We start from the raw sequence: 16,997 nt of genomic DNA on the forward strand, positions 1-16,997 counted from the left end.
GTCTAGATCACCACCTTGACGATGCCGGTGAGGGCGATCTGGGCGAGGGCGAGCGGGATGAGGACCGTCCAGGCGAGCTTCTGCAACTGGTCCTCACGCATACGGGGATACGTCACCCGCAGCCAGATGACGATGAACGCGAGCACGGCGGTCTTGAGCAGCGTCCACACCCAGCCGAGGCCGTCGGCGCCGAACGGACCGTGCCAGCCGCCCAGGAAGAGGACGGTGGTGAGCCCGCACAGCACGATGATGCCCGCGTACTCGGCGAGGAGGAACAGCGCGAAACGAAGACCGGTGTACTCGGTGTAGGCGCCGAAGATGATCTCGGAGTCGGCGACGGGCATGTCGAACGGCGGCCGCTGGAGCTCCGCGAGACCGGCGACGAAGAAGACGATGGCGCCCACGATCTGCCAGGGCAGCCACCACCACTCGAAGGCGTTGAGGATGCCGGGCAGCGACACCGTCCCGGCCGCCATGGCGACGGACGCGGCGGTCAGCAGCATCGGCAGCTCGTACGCGAGCAACTGGGCGGCGGTACGCAGTCCGCCGAGCAGGGAGAACTTGTTGGCCGACGCCCAGCCGGCCATCAGCGAGCCCAGCACACCGACGCCCATCACCGCGAGGACGAAGAAGATGCCGGCGTCGACGACCTGGCCGACCGCGCCCTCGCTCGGACCGATCGGGATCGCGACGAGGACCAGGAGGTAAGGAAGGAGCGCCACGGCGGGAGCGAGCTGGAAGACGCGGCGGTCGGCCTCCGCCGGCACCACGTCCTCCTTCTGCGCGAACTTCACCCCATCCGCGACGAGCTGGGCCCAGCCGTGGAACCCACCGGCGTACATGGGGCCGAGACGGCCCTGCATGTGAGCCATCACCTTGTGCTCGGTCTGTCCGACGACGAGAGGGAGGACGAGGAACACGGCGAAGACGACGATGAGCCGGAAGGCGACGTCGAGGGCGTCGTTCACGCGGGTTCGCCTCCGGCAGGTCGGTCCGCCTCGTCGTCATCCGGTCCGTCGGCGGATCCGGGCACGGGCGGGGGCGCGGGTGTGGACGTGGGAGCGGGTGTGGACTTCGGTGCGGGATTGCCGGATTCGGAGCCAGGTTCGGTGCCGGCTCCGGGTCCGGATTCGGTCCCTTCGGAGCCGGGTTCGGACTCGGTTCCGGGTTCAGTGCCGGGTCCGACTCCGGGTCCGGGTCCGGGTCCGGGCGCGGGTTCCGAATCCGGTTCGCGACGCCCGGCGCCGGGCTCCGGTCGAGCGCCGGGGGCGGTTCCGGATTCGGGTCCCGCTCCCGCTTCGGGCTCGGGTCCCGCACCGGGTTCGGGGGTGCTGTCCTTGGGGGCGGGCGGCTCCGTGCCGGCGGTCTCCGTGTCCTCGAAGGCCGGGCGGGCGTGGTGCCACGGCGCGTCGGAGCTCCGGGAGCGCCGAGGCGTGGTGGCCTCAGCCGGGCCGGTGGGCCCGGCCTTCCCGGGTGCGGCCGGAGTGTCCGGCGCTTCCGGTGCCGTGGAGGGTTCGGGTGCGCCGGTCCGTCCGGCCGGCGGCGTCGCACCGGTACCCGACTGGGAGGCGGACCCCTCGCTCGCACTGCGAGAACGTCGCGGCGCGGCCGCGGGCGCCTCGCCCTGCGAGGCCGACCCCTCGCTCGCGCTACCAGAACGTCGCGGCGCGGCCGCGGGCGCCTCGCCCTGCGAGGCCGACCCCTCGCTCACGCTACGGGAACGTCGCGGCGCGGCCGCGGGCGCCTCGCCCTGCGAGGCCGACCCCTCGCTCACGCTGCGGGTACGGCGGGGCGGACGCTCGCCGGCAGCCGCTCCCGCCGCCGCGCCGGCGCGGGGGGTGCGGGCGGGTCGTGCGGGTGCGGGTGGGAGCTGGCCCTTGAGGGGGCCCCATTCGTTCGGGTCCGGGACGCCCGGGGGCAGCATCTGGCGGCGCTTCGGCCCGCCGTGCTCGGACTCCCCCGGCTCCTTGGCACCCGGCCACGCCTTGGCGACCCGGGCGGCGAGCACGAAGTCCTTGCGCAGCGGGTGTCCCTCGAAGCCGTCGGGCAGCAGCAGCGGCACCTGGTGCGGATGGCCGGTGAAGTCGACGCCGAACATCTCGTGCGTCTCGCGCTCGTGCCAGCTCGCGCCCGCGTAGACGTCGACGGCCGACGGCAGCGACGGGGCGCCGTGCGGAACGGTCGTGCGCACCAGCAGCCGACGGACCGCACGGCCCTCCAGCGAGACGACGTGCGCGCAGATCCGGAATCCGGTCCCCGGCTCGTCGACCGCGCTGAGCCAGTCGAAATAGGTGCAGCCCAGCTTGTCGCGGGCGATCTCCAGAGCGGCGATCCAGGAGCCGACGGGGACGTCGACAGTGAGCAGTTCGTAGCTCCGCTCGGCCGTCGCCTCCTCTCCGAAGATCTCGGTGACGGCGTCGGGGAGGCTGTCGTACAGGTTCACCGCTCCCCCTCCGCTCCGGAGCCGGCGCCGGCGTCGGGCCCGGAGCCCGCCGGCGGCGGAGTGACCAGGCCGCTCCGCAGGGCCGTGGCGGACGGCCGGGCGGCGCCACTCTTCTCCCCGCCGTGTCCGTAGCGTTCGTCGAGCGACTCCCGGGCGATCTTCTCCTGGAGCTTGAGGATCCCCTGGAGCAGCGCCTCGGGGCGGGGCGGGCAGCCGGGCACGTAGACGTCGACGGGGATGATCTGGTCGACACCCTTGGTGACCGAGTACGAGTCCCAGTACGGGCCGCCGCAGTTCGAGCAGGCGCCGAAGGAGATGACGTACTTCGGCTCGGGCATCTGCTCGTACAGACGCTTCACCGCGGGGGCCATCTTGTCCGTCACCGTGCCGGAGACGATCATCAGGTCCGCCTGGCGCGGTCCCGGCGCGAAAGGGATCACGCCGAGCCGGATGAAGTCGTGCCGGGCCATCGACGCCGCGATGAACTCGATCGCGCAGCAGGCCAGTCCGAAGTTGAAGACCCACAGGCTGTAGCGGCGTCCCCAGTTGAGGATCACCTTCATCGGCTCGGGGGCCAGGCGCGCGAGGGCGCCCAGTCGTCGCGGCTCCGGCAGGAGCTCCGGGGCCGGGGTCGAGGCCGGGGCCGGGGTAGAGGCCGGGCTCGGAGTCTGGTTCGAGGTCGGGGTCACGTCCATGTCAGGACCCCCTTCTTCCATGCGTAGAGCAGTCCCACGGCCAGGAAGCCGAGGAATATGAACATCTCCACGAGGGTCGTCGCGCCGTAGCCGTCGGCGGCGAACACCGTCGCCCACGGGAAGAGGAAGATCGAGTCGACCGCGAAGATCACGTACAGGAAGGCGTAGACGTAGTAGCGGACCTGGGTGTGTGCCCAGCCCTCGCCCACCGGGTCGACGCCGCACTCGTAGGTCAGCAGTTTCTCGGGCGTCGGGACGACGGGGCGCAGCAGCCGCCCCGCGGTGAAGGCGACGGCGACGAACAGCACGCCGATCAGCGCGAGCAGCCCTACGACGGAGTAGCTCCGGAAGTACTCCGTCGCGAGCACGACTCCGGTCGGTTCCGGCACGTCCGTCCCTCGCTCCCTGACCCAGTCGACCTTGTCGGTGCGTTGTCGTCGTCGTTGCTTCGTCGCACTCCGCCGCGCTTCGTCGGTGCCTCGACTGTGCTTGTCGCCGCTCCGACGATCTGTACGCACGATCTGTACGCCCTGATCTGTACGCACGGGAGTCTAGGCCCTGCTAAAGAGAGCGTAAGCAGTCGTGTCACGCATCGGTCGGCCGCCGGGTGGGGTTATCCCTACTTCACCCCACCCATGTACCCCATGGCGTACGGCGGTCGCGCCCGGCAGGCTTGCCCTCATGACCGCGAGCATCACCGCCCCCGACAACGACCGGCCGCCCCCCGCGCGCTTCGCCTTCGACCGCCACACGTGGAAGGAGATCGCGCATCTGCTCGCCAACCTGCCGACCGCGCTGCTCGGCTTCGTCTACGTGACCGTCACGATCAGCGTCGGCGCCGGGCTGTCCGTGACGGTGGTCGGCCTGCCCCTGCTGGCCCTCGTCCTCATGGGGGCCCGCGGGATCGGCAGGGCGGAACGGGCACGGGCCCGCGCGCTGCTCGGGGTACGGATCGACGAACCCAGCCCGCTGCCCGGTCCGGCGCGCGGTGAGGGCGTGTTCGCGTCGGTGTGGTCGCGTCTGAAGGACCCCGTGGCCTGGCGCTCGGTGTTGTACTCCTTCATCCGGCTGCCGTGGGGCGTGCTCACCTTCACCGTCATGATGGTGGGCCTCTTCGTCCTGTGGCCCGTGCTCCCCTTCATCGCGCGCGGGCTGACCAACGCGGACCGTGCGATGGTGCGGGGACTGCTGTCGCCGTCCGACGAACTGGAACGGCGCATCGCCGAGTTGGAATCGGACCGCGGGGTCGTCGTGGACACGGCCGCGGCCGACCTGCGCCGGATCGAACGGGACCTCCACGACGGCGCGCAGGCCCGGCTGGTGGCGCTCGCGATGGGACTCGGCCTCGCCAAGGAGAAACTCCTCGAGGACCCGGACGCGGCGGCCGCGATGGTGGACGAGGCCCACGGCGAGGTGAAGCTCGCGCTGCGGGAACTGCGCGACCTGGCCAGGGGCATCCATCCCGCCGTACTGACCGACCGCGGCCTGGACGCGGCGCTCTCCTCGGTCGCGTCCAGGTGCACGGCACCGGTGACGGTCACCGTCAACCTGGACGAGCGGCCGGCGGCCGCGATCGAGGGCATCGCGTACTTCACCGTCTCCGAGCTGCTGCAGAACGTGAGCAAGCATGCGCGGGCGACCCGCGCCTCTGTGGACGTGTGGCGGTCCGGCGACCGCCTGTTGCTCCAGGTCATGGACGACGGCAAGGGCGGGGCCCGGCTCGACGGCGGCACCGGCATGGCCGGTCTCGCCGAACGGCTGGGCGCCGTGGACGGCCTCTTCGTGCTGGACTCACCGCCGGGCGGTCCGACGACGGTCACTGCGGAGCTGCCGTGGCGCGTCCGGGAGGCCGGCGAGGCGCGCGAGGTGCGCGGAGCGCACAGCCACTGACGCCGCGAGGGCGGGAGCTGTTCCCCGCGCAGCGGGGGTAGCTCCCGTCCCGTCTGCGGCGAGCTGTTCCCCGCGCAGCGGGGGCAGCTCCCGTCCCGTCTGCGGCGCGTCGCCCCGGAGCAGGCGTACGCAGCCTTGCGGCCGCCCCCACCACCCGCCTGCGTCGTCCTGGTACCGGGCACACGCAGCCTCCGGCCCGGGCACCACTGGCCACGCCTGCGGACGCGTCGCGCCGAGCACACACGCACCTCCGGCCCGGCCCCGCGTACGGACACGTCCACGGAGCACGCGCACGCCTCGGGCCGGCCCCACCGACCCCGCCTGCGGACGCGCCGGCCCGGAACGCATGCCCACGCCACCCTCGGGCCGGGGAGCCGCACCGGCCAACCGCCCGCCGCACGCGCCCCGCCGACGCCCGCCGACCCCCGCCGGTGCAACGCCTACGGCGACCCGTCCGCCCCGCCCACCCCCGAGGGCCGTCCCGGTCGCCGGCAACGGCCGAGGCGGCCCCTCCGCAGCTCCCCGCCCCCTGCTCCCTGCCCCGCTCCCGACCGACAGGCACACTGCTCCCACCGCCCTGGAGGGCCAGGCACCGGCAGGGTGGTGGGGAAAACCCCCCACCCAAGACGGATACCGCCCTCATGGTGCGGAACCGGCCGCCACAGCAGGCTTGTGGTCATGACAGCCCGCTTCGCAGATCGGACGACCTCGATGGCCACGGACCACGGATACGGCTCTCCGGCGCGCCGGGACCATTTCCTCCCTCCCGTACTGCGCGCGCCCTTCGAGGGCCGTACCTGGCGCGAGTTCGGTTACCTCGTGCTGAACCTTCCGCTCGCCACCGCGGTCTTCGTCTTCGCGGTCACCATGACGTCGCTCGGCGCGGGGCTGCTCGTCACCTTCCTCGGCATCCCCGTCTTCGCCGCCTCCCTCGCCGCCCTCCGTGGTTTCGGAGCGCTGGAACGGGCCCGCGCACGCGCGCTGCTCGGTCTGGACGTGGCGGCGCCCGAGCCGGTGCTCAGCACCGCACGCGGACGCAAGAACGGTGCGGCCGCGTGGATCGGCGGCATCCTCAAGAGCGGGGTGTCCTGGCGGCACCTGCTCTACGCGTTCCTCCACTTCCCGTGGGCGGTCTTCGGCTTCTCGGTGTCCGTGACCCTGTGGGTGACCGGCTGGTCGCTGCTGCTGTACCCGCTGTGGCAGTGGGTCTTCCCGATGTGGGGCGGTGTCGACGGCCTGCAGCTGTACGGGGACGGGACGCACAACTTCTACCTCGACACACCCCTGGAGATCGCCGCCACCAGCGTCGTCGGCCTGCTGCTCACGCTCATGACGCCGTGGATCATGCGTGGTCTGACGAGCGTCGACCGGCTGATGGTGGCCGGGCTGCTCGGGCCGTCGCGGCTGGCGACCCGTGTCGTGGAGCTGGAGTCGGACCGTGGCGTGGTGGTGGACACCGCCGCGGCCGACCTGCGCCGCATCGAACGCGATCTGCACGACGGCGCGCAGGCCCGGCTCGTGGCACTCGCGATGGATCTGGGTCTCGCGAAGGAGAAGCTGGCGGAGGACCCGCAGGCCGCGGCCCGGATGGTCGACGAGGCGCACGGCGAGGTGAAGGTGGCGCTGCAGGAGCTGCGTGACCTGGCCCGCGGGATCCACCCGGCGGTTCTGACCGACCGTGGTCTGGACGCCGCGCTCTCCGCCATCGCCTCACGCTGCACCGTCCCCGTGGCGGTGGAGGTGGATCTGGACTCGCGGCCGGCGCCGGCGATAGAGGGCATCGCCTACTTCACCGTCTCCGAGCTGCTGCAGAACGTGAGCAAGCACGCGCGTGCCACCCGCGCCTCTGTGGACGTGTGGCGGTCCGAGGACCGACTGATGCTGCAGGTCAGGGACGACGGCAGGGGCGGCGCCGGCCTGACGGCCGGCAGCGGCCTTGCCGGGCTCGCGGAACGACTGGGCGCCGTGGACGGCGTCCTCGCGGTCGACTCGCCGGCGGGCGGCCCGACGACGGTGACCGCGGAACTCCCCTGGCGCGGCTGATCCGGACCGGGCCGACGTCAAAGGTGCGCACCTGACCCGGGCCGGACCGCTCCCCCAGTGGCGCACCTGCCCCCGGGCCGGCCGCTCCCCCCAAGGAGCGGCCGGCTTCGCGGCACGGCCCGCCCGCCCCCGCCCTGCCGCCGCGACCCGTCGCCGCGGCAACCCCGAGCCCCACTTCTGCGTCCCCCGGTGCGGTGACCGGGAAAAACCCGAGGCGGGCCCGAGGCCGCTCGGATCCTGGGATGCTGGGACGGGCAGGGCGGGAAACACATCAACAGGGGGACACGGGACTGTGGAGGACAGCGTGCGGGTGGTCATCGCCGAGGATTCCGTACTGCTTCGGGAGGGCCTGACCCGGCTGCTGACCGACCGGGGACACGACGTGGTCGCCGGAGTGGGTGACGCGGAGGCCCTGATCAAGACGATCGACGAGCTGGCCGCGCAGAGCGCGCTGCCGGACGTCGTGGTCGCGGACGTCCGTATGCCCCCGACGCACACCGACGAGGGTGTGCGGGCGGCGGTGCAGCTGCGCCGGGACCATCCCGGGGTCGGGGTGCTGGTCCTGTCCCAGTACGTGGAGGAGCAGTACGCCACGGAACTGCTGGCCGGGAGCAGCCGGGGTGTGGGCTATCTGCTCAAGGACCGGGTGGCCGAGGTGCGTGAGTTCGTGGACGCCGTGGTGCGGGTCGCGCAGGGGGGCACCGCGCTGGACCCGGAGGTCGTGGCGCAGCTGCTCGGCCGCAGCCGTAAGCAGGACGTGCTGGCCGGCCTCACCCCGCGCGAGCGTGAGGTCCTGGGTCTGATGGCCGAGGGCCGTACGAACTCGGCGGTCGCCAAGCAGCTCGTCGTGAGCGACGGCGCGGTGGAGAAGCACGTCAGCAACATCTTCCTGAAGCTCGGGCTCTCCCCCAGCGAGGGGGACCACCGGCGGGTGCTGGCGGTGCTGACGTACCTCAATTCGTGACGGTCCGGCCCCCTCGGCGGGTCCCGGGCCCGCCGGGTGCCGACGCTCCGCCGGTCCTCGAGCGATGCGGTAGGGCCGGGACCGGAGAATGAGGGGGGAGCGGCCTCCGCGAAGGCCATGAGGGCAGGAAAAGCATGACGAACCGGGGCGTCGGGCGTCACCGCCGGGCGTCCGACATGCGAGCGGTCCGGGGAAGGCGACCCTTACCGTCGTAGGGTGGCCAGTGGGACGGCCGGTGGGCCGGTCGGGCCCGAGGAACCGCCTCGAGGGAGGTCCAGTTCAGTGACCAGCAAGGTCAGTAGCCCGGCCGAGCAGGCCGATGAGGTCAACGGGTCCGACGAGGCCCTCGTCGGAGAGCAGCGCAGGCGCGCCGGCGACAAGGAGATCCGCCGTCTGGACCGGGTGATCATCCGTTTCGCGGGTGACTCCGGCGACGGTATGCAGCTCACCGGTGACAGGTTCACCTCGGAGACGGCGTCGTTCGGCAACGACCTCTCCACGCTTCCGAACTTCCCCGCCGAGATCCGCGCGCCCGCCGGCACCCTGCCGGGCGTCTCCAGTTTCCAGTTGCACTTCGCCGACCACGACATCCTCACCCCGGGCGACGCGCCGAACGTGCTGGTGGCGATGAACCCGGCGGCCCTGAAGGCGAACATCGCCGATGTGCCGCGCGGCGGCGAGATCATCGTCAACACCGACGAGTTCGCGAAGCGGGCCATGGCGAAGGTGGGCTACGAGACCTCGCCCCTGGAGGACGGGTCGCTCGACGGTTACCGGGTCCATCCGGTGCCGCTGACGACACTGACGATCGAGGCCCTGAAGGATTTCGGGCTGTCCCGCAAGGAGGCCGAGCGCAGCAAGAACATGTTCGCGCTGGGGCTCCTGAGCTGGATGTACCACCGGCCCACGGAGGGCACGGAGAGCTTCCTGCGGCAGAAGTTCGCGAAGAAGCCGAACATCGCGGAGGCGAACATCGCGGCGTTCCGGGCCGGGTGGAACTTCGGCGAGACCACGGAGGACTTCGCGGTCTCCTACGAGGTGGCCCCGGCGAGCACGGCGTTCCCGACGGGCACCTACCGCAACATCTCGGGGAACCTGGCCCTGTCGTACGGCCTGATCGCGGCGAGCAGGCAGGCGGATCTGCCGCTCTACCTGGGCTCCTACCCGATCACTCCCGCTTCCGACATCCTGCACGAGCTGGCGAAGCACAAGAACTTCGGTGTCCGCACCTTCCAGGCGGAGGACGAGATCGCCGGGATCGGCGCGGCGCTCGGCGCCGCGTTCGGCGGCTCTCTCGCCGTCACGACGACCTCCGGTCCGGGTGTGGCACTCAAGTCGGAGACCATCGGGCTCGCGGTCTCGCTCGAGCTGCCGCTGCTGGTGGTGGACATCCAGCGCGGTGGCCCCTCGACGGGGCTGCCGACCAAGACGGAGCAGGCGGACCTGCTGCAGGCCATGTACGGGCGCAACGGTGAGGCGCCGGTGCCGGTCGTGGCCCCGCGCACGCCGGCGGACTGCTTCGACGCGGCGCTGGACGCGGCCAGGATCGCGCTGACCTACCGGACGCCGGTGTTCCTGCTCTCCGACGGCTATCTCGCCAACGGTTCGGAGCCGTGGCGCATCCCGGACGTCGACGAGCTGCCCGATCTGCGGGTGCAGTTCGCGGCCGGGCCCAACCACGAACTGGCGGACGGCACCGAGGTGTTCTGGCCGTACAAGCGCGACCCGCACACGCTGGCCCGCCCGTGGGCGGTGCCGGGCACCCCGGGGCTGGAACACCGCATCGGCGGCATCGAGAAGCAGGACGGCACGGGCAACATCTCCTACGACCCGGCCAACCACGACTTCATGGTCCGCACCCGCCAGGCCAAGATCGACGGCATCGAGGTCCCCGACCTGGACGTCGACGACCCCGACGGCGCGCGCACCCTCGTCCTCGGCTGGGGCTCCACGTACGGGCCGATCACGGCGGCGGTGCGGCGGCTGCGGGCCACCGGCACCCCCATCGCGCAGGCGCATCTGCGCCATCTGAACCCGTTCCCGAAGAACCTCGGGACGGTGCTGAAGCAGTACGACAAGGTCGTCGTGCCCGAGATGAACCTCGGCCAGCTCGCCGGCCTCGTCCGGGCGAAGTACCTCGTCGACGCACGCTCGTTCAACCAGGTCAACGGCATGCCGTTCAAGGCGCAGCAGCTCGCCCACGTTCTCCAGGAGGCCATCAATGACTGAGGCGCTCTCGCTGGTGCCCAAGGCCGAGGCCAAGCAGTCCATGAAGGACTTCAAGTCCGACCAGGAAGTGCGCTGGTGCCCCGGCTGCGGCGACTACGCCGTCCTCGCGGCCGTGCAGGGCTTCATGCCGGAGCTGGGGCTGGCGAAGGAGAACATCGTCTTCGTCTCCGGCATCGGCTGCTCGTCCCGTTTCCCGTACTACATGAACACCTACGGGATGCACTCCATCCATGGTCGTGCCCCGGCCATCGCCACGGGCCTGGCCTCGTCCCGCCGTGATCTGTCCGTGTGGGTCGTCACCGGCGACGGCGACGCGCTCTCCATCGGCGGCAACCACCTCATCCACGCCCTGCGCCGCAACGTCAATCTGAAGATTCTGCTGTTCAACAACCGGATCTACGGCCTCACCAAGGGCCAGTACAGCCCCACGTCCGAACTGGGCAAGATCACCAAGTCCACTCCGATGGGCTCCCTGGACGCCCCGTTCAACCCGCTGTCGCTGGCGATCGGCGCGGAGGCCTCGTTCGTCGCCCGGACCGTCGACTCCGACCGCAAGCACCTCACCGAGGTACTGCGCCAGGCCGCCGACCACCAGGGCACGGCGCTGATCGAGATCTACCAGAACTGCAACATCTTCAACGACGGCGCCTTCGAAGTCCTCAAGGACAAGGACCAGGCGCAGGAAGCGGTCATCCGGCTCGAGCACGGGCAGCCGATCCGCTTCGGCGCCGAGGGCGGCAAGGGCGTGGTCCGCGACCCGTCCACCGGCGACCTCGCGGTGGTGGCCGTCACCGCGGAGAACGAGGCGGACATCCTCGTCCACGACGCGCACGCGGCGTCCCCGACCACGGCGTTCGCGCTCTCGCGGCTCGCCGATTCGGACACGCTCCACCACACCCCGATCGGCGTGCTGCGCAGCGTCCAGCGCCCGGTCTACGACACCCTCATGGCCGAGCAGCTCGACACCGCCGTCGAGCAGCAGGGCAAGGGCGACCTCGCCGCCCTGCTCGCCGGCAACGACACCTGGACGGTCGTCGGCTGACGACCGTCAGGTCTCACAGGGAGGCGGCGGCGCGTGCCTTCTCGTCGTCGTACGAGACGCGCGCCGCCTTCACGTCCGCCACCCGCCGCTCGCTCCAGCGGGCCAGCCCCCACACCTGTTCGGCGGCCTCCTTGCCGAGCTGGGTGAGCGAGTAGTCCACGCGCGGCGGGATGACGGGCTTGGCATCACGGTCCACGAAGCCGTCGCGCTCCAGTGTCTGCAGGGTCTGGGCGAGCATCTTCTCGCTGACCCCGCCGATCTCCCTGCGCAGCTCGCTGAAGCGGTACGAGCGCTCCAGCAGCGCGGCCAGCACGAGAACGCCCCACCGGCTGGTGACGTGCTCGAGGATCCGCCGGGACGGGCACATCTCGCGGTTCACATCGGGGACGGGCACCCGGTCATCACTTACAGCCATACCAGTACCTTACTTCAAAGTGGGTACTTACGAATAGTTAGTGAGTTCCCTAGGGTCGATCCGGAGCACGCACCCCGTGAAACGGAGAAACCCACATGAAGATCGTCGTGACCGGCGCCACCGGCGCCCTCGGCCGTCTCGTCGTCGACGAACTGCTCGCCACCGTCCCCGCCGACCGGGTCGTCGCCGTCGTCCGCGACAAGGAGAAGGCGGCCGACCTGGCCGAGCGCGGGGTCGAACTGCGCGTCGCCGACTACAGCGAGCCGGCCACCCTCGTCGACGCCTTCCGCCCCGGCGACCGCGTCCTGCTCATCTCCGGCAGCGAGGTGGGCCGCCGGGTGCCGCAGCACACCGCGGTGATCGAGGCGGCGAAGGCGGCCGGTGTCGCCCAGCTGGCGTACACCGGTGTCCTCGGCGGGCCCGACGCGGACTTCGACCTGGCCGCCGAGCACCGGGTGACCGAGCAGCTGATCCTCGACTCCGGGATCCCGTACACCTTCCTGCGCAACGGCTGGTACACCGAGAACTACACGGGCGCCCTCTCCCCCGTCCTGGAGCACGGCACCGTCGTCGGCAGCGCCGGTGACGGCCGGATCGCCTCCGCCACGCGCGCCGACTACGCGGCCGCCGCCGCGGCCGTACTGACCGGCGAGGGGCACCTGGGCCGGGCCTACGAGCTGAGCGGTGACACGGCATGGTCGCTGGCCGAGTACGCGGCCGAACTGTCGCGGCAGACCGGCCGCACCATCACCTACAACGAGGTCCCGGCCGAGACCCATCTGTCGATCCTCACCGGAGCCGGGGTGCCGGAGCCCTTCGCCCGCATCCTCGTCGACGTCGACGCCGCCATCGGGCGCGGCCGTCTGGCGCGGACCACCGGCGACCTGGCCCGGCTGACGGGGCGGCCCACCACGCCGCTCGCCGAGACCATCTCGGCGGCGCTGTCCGGCGCCTGAGCCGGCCGGTTCCCGCTCAAGATCCGTCATGACCGTATGGCGATACGGGCATGACATCCCGCCCCTGCCGGGCGTACCGTCTTCGAGGGACGCGCGCGCACGGCAGGAGGGTCAGTGAAGTCGGACAAGGAACAGCGGGCAGGACTGCTGTACGGGATCGGTGCCTACGGGATGTGGGGCCTGGTCCCCCTCTTCTGGCCGCTGCTCAAGCCGTCCGGCGCCATGGAGATCCTGGCCCACCGGATGATCTGGTCCCTGGTCATCGTGGGCATCGCCCTCCTCGCCCTGCGGCGCTGGGGCTGGATACGCGAACTGGTCCGGCAGCCGCGCAAGCTGGCGCTCATCGCCGTCGCCGCCTCGGTGATCACCGTCAACTGGGGCCTCTACATCTGGTCCGTGAACTCGGGCCATGTCGTCGAGGCCTCGCTCGGCTACTTCATCAACCCGCTGGTCACCATCGCCATGGGCGTGCTGCTCCTGAAGGAACGGCTCCGCCCCGCGCAGTGGGCCGCCGTGGGCATCGGCGCCGCCGCGGTGCTGGTCCTGGCCATCGGCTACGGGCAGCCGCCGTGGATCTCGCTGACGCTCGCGTTCTCCTTCGCCACGTACGGACTGGTGAAGAAGAAGGTCAACATCGGCGGGCTGGAGTCACTGGCCGCCGAGACCGCCGTCCAGTTCCTGCCCGCGATGGCGTTCCTCGTCTGGCTCGGCGCGGACGGCTCCGCGACCTTCGGCCTCCATGGCGCCGGGCACGCGGCGCTGCTCGCCGCGACCGGTCTGGTGACGGCCGTACCGCTGGTCTGCTTCGGGGCCGCGGCGATCCGGGTCCCGCTGTCCACGCTGGGGCTGCTGCAGTACCTGGCCCCGGTCTTCCAGTTCCTGCTGGGCATCCTCTACTTCCACGAGGCCATGCCCGCGGAGCGCTGGGCGGGCTTCGCCCTGGTGTGGCTGGCCCTGACCTGCCTGACCTGGGACGCGCTGCGCACCGCCCGCAGCAACAAGGCCGCGGCCCTGCGGCTGGCGGCGGAGGCGGCGGCCTCGGGCGCGGGGCCCGCGACCACCGGTCCCGCCGGTGCCGTCGCGGCCCGCGCCGCGGACGGTCCCGCCTCCTGATTCCGGGCGGCGCCCCTACACGCCCCGGTCGCGTCATGCGGCCGGGCCGCGCCCGCCAGGACCCATTAGCCACTCGAACGGCTCAGCTCCGCCTCTGGGCGCAGGCCAGGACCTGCCGACCGGTGCTACCACCGGAAGTCCAGGCCACGGTCAGAGGGACCGCGGTGGTCCACAGAGCGGAGAGTGCGTCATGCAGCAACCCCTCGCGCTATCGGTCGACTTCGGCCAAGGCTTCAGCGACGCGTGGTCCGCCGTGGCGAAGTTCATCCCCAAGTTCATCGCCTTCCTGGTGATCCTCGTCATCGGCTGGCTCATCGCCAAGGCGATCGCCAAGGTCGCCGACAAACTGCTGCGCAAGGTCGGCTTCGAGCGGATGTCGGAGCGCAGCGGCCTCTCGAACACCCTCAGGAACTCCGACTACGACGCCACAGGGATCATCAGCAAGATCCTCTACTACGCGATCCTGCTGATCGCCCTGCAACTGGCCTTCGGCGTGTTCGGGCCGAACCCGATCAGCAACATGATCAACGGTGCCGTCTCCTGGATCCCGAAGGCGATCGTCGCCTGCGTCATCGTCGTCGTGGCCATGGCCATCGCGCGTGCCGTCCGCGACATCATCCAGGGCGCCCTGTCCGGGACCTCCTACGGCCGGACGCTCGGGACGATCGCCTGGGCCTTCATCGTGGCGCTCGGCGCGATCGCCGCGCTCAGCCAGGCCCAGATCGCGACCTCCGTCACCGGCCCGGTGCTGTGGGCGGTGCTCGCCGCGATGGCCGGCATCCTGATCGTCGGCGTCGGGGGCGGCCTCATCGGCCCCATGCGGGAACGCTGGGAGCGCTGGCTCGCGACGGCGGAGGCCGAGTCGGGCCGCGCCAAGGACACCGTCACCGCGTACCAGCGCGGTCGCGCCGACGCCGCCGCGGGCCAGCCGGCGGGCGAACGGCAGGCGGCGCGGCCCGGCACGGGCAGCCAGGAGACGGGCCGCCAGGGCAAGGGTCCCGACTTCGGGCGGGAGCCCGGCGGCCCGGACTCGGGCCCGCAGCCGCCGCTCGGCAACGGCCGCGACCCGATGTGACACGCCGTGTGACGACCGCCCCGGGCGCTTCTCGGCCGCTACCGGCCACGGGGAGCGCCTGGGGCGCGTCCACGAATCGCCGCCCCAGCGGGCGGCACGCCGATCAACGACCCTCCGGTCGCGCCGCGGCTCGTCCACCCAGCGGGTCGCGCCGGCCGCGCGACGGCACAGCTGAGGGCCAGCGGCCAGCACGTCTTACCCGCCGCCCACGACCGAACCGGTCCGGCCCGCGGCTCGTCCTCCCAACGGCTCGTGCCCGCCGCGCAACATCCCAGCGGGTCGGGCCCGGGACCAGCGGTCCGGCACGTTGCACCTGCCACTCCACGACCGAGCCGGTCGCGCAGGAGACTCGTTCGCCCACTGGGGCGCGCTCGCCGGTGAACGGACCAGCCGGGCACGACCGAGATCAGCGGCCCCGCACGTCGCACCCGCCACCCAGCGACCCCAGCAGATGCGCACGCGGATCAGGAACCGATCCCGTCGGACACACGGCTCATTCGCCCAGCGGGTCGCGCCCGGGACCAGCGGTCCGGCACGTTGCACCTGCCACTCCACGACCGAACCGGTCGTGCACGAAGCTCGTTCGCCCACTGGGGCGCGCTCGCCGGTGAACGGACCAAACGGGCACGACCGAGATCAGCGGCCCCGCACGACGCACCCGCCACCCAGCGACCCCAGCAGATGCGCACGCGGATCAGGACCCGATCCCGTCGGACACACGGCTCATTCCCCCAGCGGGTTGGGCCGGGCACCAGCGGTCCGGCACGTCTTACCCGCCGCTCCACGACCGAACCGGTCGTGCACGAAGCTCGTTCGCCCACTGGGGCGTGCTCGCCGGTGAACGGACCAGACGGTCATGACAGGGATCAGCGGGCCCGTACGTCGCATCCGTTGCTCGGCCACTCCAGCAGATGGAGCCGAGCCCGTCTGGCACGCGGATCATTCACCCGACGGGTCGCGCCCACCCCGCGGCGGATCAGCCCCGCGGGAGCGGGATCAGCGGGCCAGCAGGTCGTGTTCGCGGATGAGCCAGCAGACCGCCGTGAGCCGCAGGGTCGCGAAGTCGTAGCCGACCGGTTCCGTCCAGTCGATCTCCGACAGCCAGTCCGTGAACCCCAGGACATAGTCCGCGAGATCCTCACGGCGCACCATGCCGGCCGGCTCCTCGCGGGGCCCCTGGCCCGGTCGGCGAGGGGCGGGGACCAGTGGGACGAGAGCATCGCGCACCGCCGCCGCGTGCTGGTCGACGGCAGCGACGAGCCCCGGCTCGAAGGGGAACTCCGAGAGCCGGGGCATGTAGGTGGCAGCCAGGCCGACCAGCGGGCAGCCGGGCGGCCCGCTGTGGGGCAGAGCGTCCATCCCTACACGTTAGACGCAGAACGACCGCCCCAAGACGTGACATCAGTCGCAGAACACCCGTCGGCCGGGAGCCGGGAGCACGCCCGTTCCGGGACGCGGCGCGGTGACCGCGACCTCCACCATGGCGGCGCCGCGGGCGACCCCGTCAGCGGTCGGGCGCCGCATCTTCCGAGGTGCGGGCGCGGTGCGCCCGCACCTTGCTGCGGTTGCCGCACCGCTCCATCGCGCACCAACGGCGGCGCCCCGGCCGTGAGGTGTCCACGAAGATCAGCCGGCAGTCGTGCGATCCGCACTCGCGGACCCGGTGCGCGTGAGGGCCGGTGAAGAGGTCCACGGCGTCGCGGGCCACGGTGGAGAGCAACTGCCCGGCCGTCGCGCCCGGCACCCACTGTCTCGATCCGTCCGCGCCGATCCGGGGCGCCAGGGCCGGGGCCGCGGCCGCCGTGTTGACCACGGACACGTCGGCGGGGTCCGGGGCGTCGCCGTGCGCCGCCGCGGCGGCCATGCCCCACAGGGCGTTCCGCAGAACGCGGGCGGCGGCCACGTCCGCGTCGTCCGCGCTCAGGTGGAGCTCCCCGGGCAGCCGGCTGGCCGCCACCCAGCGCCGCAGCGCGGCCGGGTCGTGCAGCACCTCGTAGCCGGCGAGGCTTCCGGGGCCGCCGGTCGTGAGCAGTTCCAGGCACAGGGCGCCCGGGTCGAAACGGAACGCGCCGCCGGAGGGGGGTTCCAGCAGCATGCCCGGCGTGTCCGTTGCTCTTCTCACCATGTAACCA

Annotated in this window: 15 protein-coding genes; 8 read left to right on the top strand and 7 right to left on the bottom strand. The window is 71.9% G+C overall.

Annotation, left to right across the window (positions count from 1 at the left end):
- Positions 1-2: 2 nt before the first annotated feature.
- From SPRI_RS15890 to SPRI_RS15905, 4 genes are read right to left on the bottom strand one after another with little or no spacing between them, the layout of a single operon-like run.
- Positions 3-968 (bottom strand): complex I subunit 1/NuoH family protein, encoded by a 966-nt coding sequence (locus tag SPRI_RS15890; protein WP_005313708.1) that lies wholly within the window; start codon positions 966-968, stop codon positions 3-5.
- Complete coding sequence (locus SPRI_RS15895; RefSeq protein ID WP_063805346.1) at positions 965-2,443, bottom strand: NADH-quinone oxidoreductase subunit C; 1,479 nt, start codon at positions 2,441-2,443, stop codon at positions 965-967. Before SPRI_RS15895 ends, SPRI_RS15890 begins: the two co-directional genes overlap by 4 nt.
- Positions 2,440-3,138: an NADH-quinone oxidoreductase subunit B gene (locus SPRI_RS15900; protein WP_005313711.1), complete on the bottom strand. Its 699-nt coding sequence runs from the start codon at positions 3,136-3,138 to the stop codon at positions 2,440-2,442. Before SPRI_RS15900 ends, SPRI_RS15895 begins: the two co-directional genes overlap by 4 nt.
- Positions 3,129-3,527, bottom strand: a complete 399-nt coding sequence (locus SPRI_RS15905) for an NADH-quinone oxidoreductase subunit A (RefSeq protein WP_005313712.1) — start codon at positions 3,525-3,527, stop codon at positions 3,129-3,131. Before SPRI_RS15905 ends, SPRI_RS15900 begins: the two co-directional genes overlap by 10 nt.
- Positions 3,528-3,819: 292 nt before the next feature.
- Between SPRI_RS15905 and SPRI_RS15910 the strand changes: the two genes are divergently transcribed.
- From SPRI_RS15910 to SPRI_RS15930, 5 genes are all read left to right on the top strand, one after another.
- Positions 3,820-5,028 (top strand): sensor histidine kinase, encoded by a 1,209-nt coding sequence (locus SPRI_RS15910; protein WP_053557026.1) that lies wholly within the window; start codon positions 3,820-3,822, stop codon positions 5,026-5,028.
- A 711-nt stretch (positions 5,029-5,739) separates the two neighbouring features.
- Positions 5,740-7,071 carry a sensor histidine kinase gene (locus SPRI_RS15915; RefSeq protein ID WP_053557027.1) on the top strand — a complete coding sequence of 444 codons (1,332 nt, stop codon included), beginning with the start codon at positions 5,740-5,742 and terminating at the stop codon, positions 7,069-7,071.
- A 304-nt stretch (positions 7,072-7,375) separates the two neighbouring features.
- Positions 7,376-8,035, top strand: a complete 660-nt coding sequence (locus SPRI_RS15920; RefSeq protein ID WP_005313717.1) for a response regulator transcription factor — start codon at positions 7,376-7,378, stop codon at positions 8,033-8,035.
- 282 nt (positions 8,036-8,317) lie between these two features.
- A complete protein-coding gene (locus SPRI_RS15925) occupies positions 8,318-10,264 on the top strand; it encodes a 2-oxoacid:acceptor oxidoreductase subunit alpha (protein WP_005313718.1) in 1,947 nt (648 codons plus the stop codon).
- Entirely contained in the window at positions 10,257-11,306 is a 1,050-nt protein-coding gene (locus SPRI_RS15930; RefSeq protein WP_005313727.1) for a 2-oxoacid:ferredoxin oxidoreductase subunit beta, read from the top strand. The genes SPRI_RS15925 and SPRI_RS15930 overlap by 8 nt, the downstream gene beginning before the upstream one ends.
- 13 nt (positions 11,307-11,319) lie before the next feature.
- On the opposite strand, the gene SPRI_RS15935 is transcribed toward SPRI_RS15930, so the two are convergent.
- The gene (locus tag SPRI_RS15935; RefSeq protein WP_005313730.1) at positions 11,320-11,721 is read right to left on the bottom strand and encodes a winged helix-turn-helix transcriptional regulator; all 402 of its coding nucleotides are present in this window, start codon (positions 11,719-11,721) and stop codon (positions 11,320-11,322) included.
- A 95-nt stretch (positions 11,722-11,816) separates the two neighbouring features.
- On the opposite strand from SPRI_RS15935, the gene SPRI_RS15940 reads away from it, so the two are divergent.
- The 3 genes from SPRI_RS15940 (at position 11,817) to SPRI_RS15950 (ending at position 14,865) form a co-directional block, all read left to right on the top strand.
- Positions 11,817-12,677 carry an SDR family oxidoreductase gene (locus SPRI_RS15940; protein WP_005313732.1) on the top strand — a complete coding sequence of 287 codons (861 nt, stop codon included), beginning with the start codon at positions 11,817-11,819 and terminating at the stop codon, positions 12,675-12,677.
- Positions 12,678-12,791: 114 nt separating this feature from the next.
- A complete protein-coding gene (rarD, locus tag SPRI_RS15945) occupies positions 12,792-13,790 on the top strand; it encodes an EamA family transporter RarD (RefSeq protein WP_005313734.1) in 999 nt (332 codons plus the stop codon).
- Between the two features lie 190 nt (positions 13,791-13,980).
- Complete coding sequence (locus tag SPRI_RS15950; RefSeq protein WP_053557028.1) at positions 13,981-14,865, top strand: mechanosensitive ion channel family protein; 885 nt, start codon at positions 13,981-13,983, stop codon at positions 14,863-14,865.
- A 996-nt stretch (positions 14,866-15,861) separates the two neighbouring features.
- Here the strand turns inward: SPRI_RS15950 and SPRI_RS15955 are convergent.
- Positions 15,862-16,224 (bottom strand): DUF6401 family natural product biosynthesis protein, encoded by a 363-nt coding sequence (locus SPRI_RS15955; protein ID WP_005313738.1) that lies wholly within the window; start codon positions 16,222-16,224, stop codon positions 15,862-15,864.
- A 145-nt stretch (positions 16,225-16,369) separates the two neighbouring features.
- Complete coding sequence (locus tag SPRI_RS15960; RefSeq protein WP_238996226.1) at positions 16,370-16,990, bottom strand: CGNR zinc finger domain-containing protein; 621 nt, start codon at positions 16,988-16,990, stop codon at positions 16,370-16,372.
- Positions 16,991-16,997 lie beyond the last annotated feature (7 nt).

The organism is Streptomyces pristinaespiralis (assembly GCF_001278075.1).
GTDB lineage: Bacteria > Actinomycetota > Actinomycetes > Streptomycetales > Streptomycetaceae > Streptomyces > Streptomyces pristinaespiralis.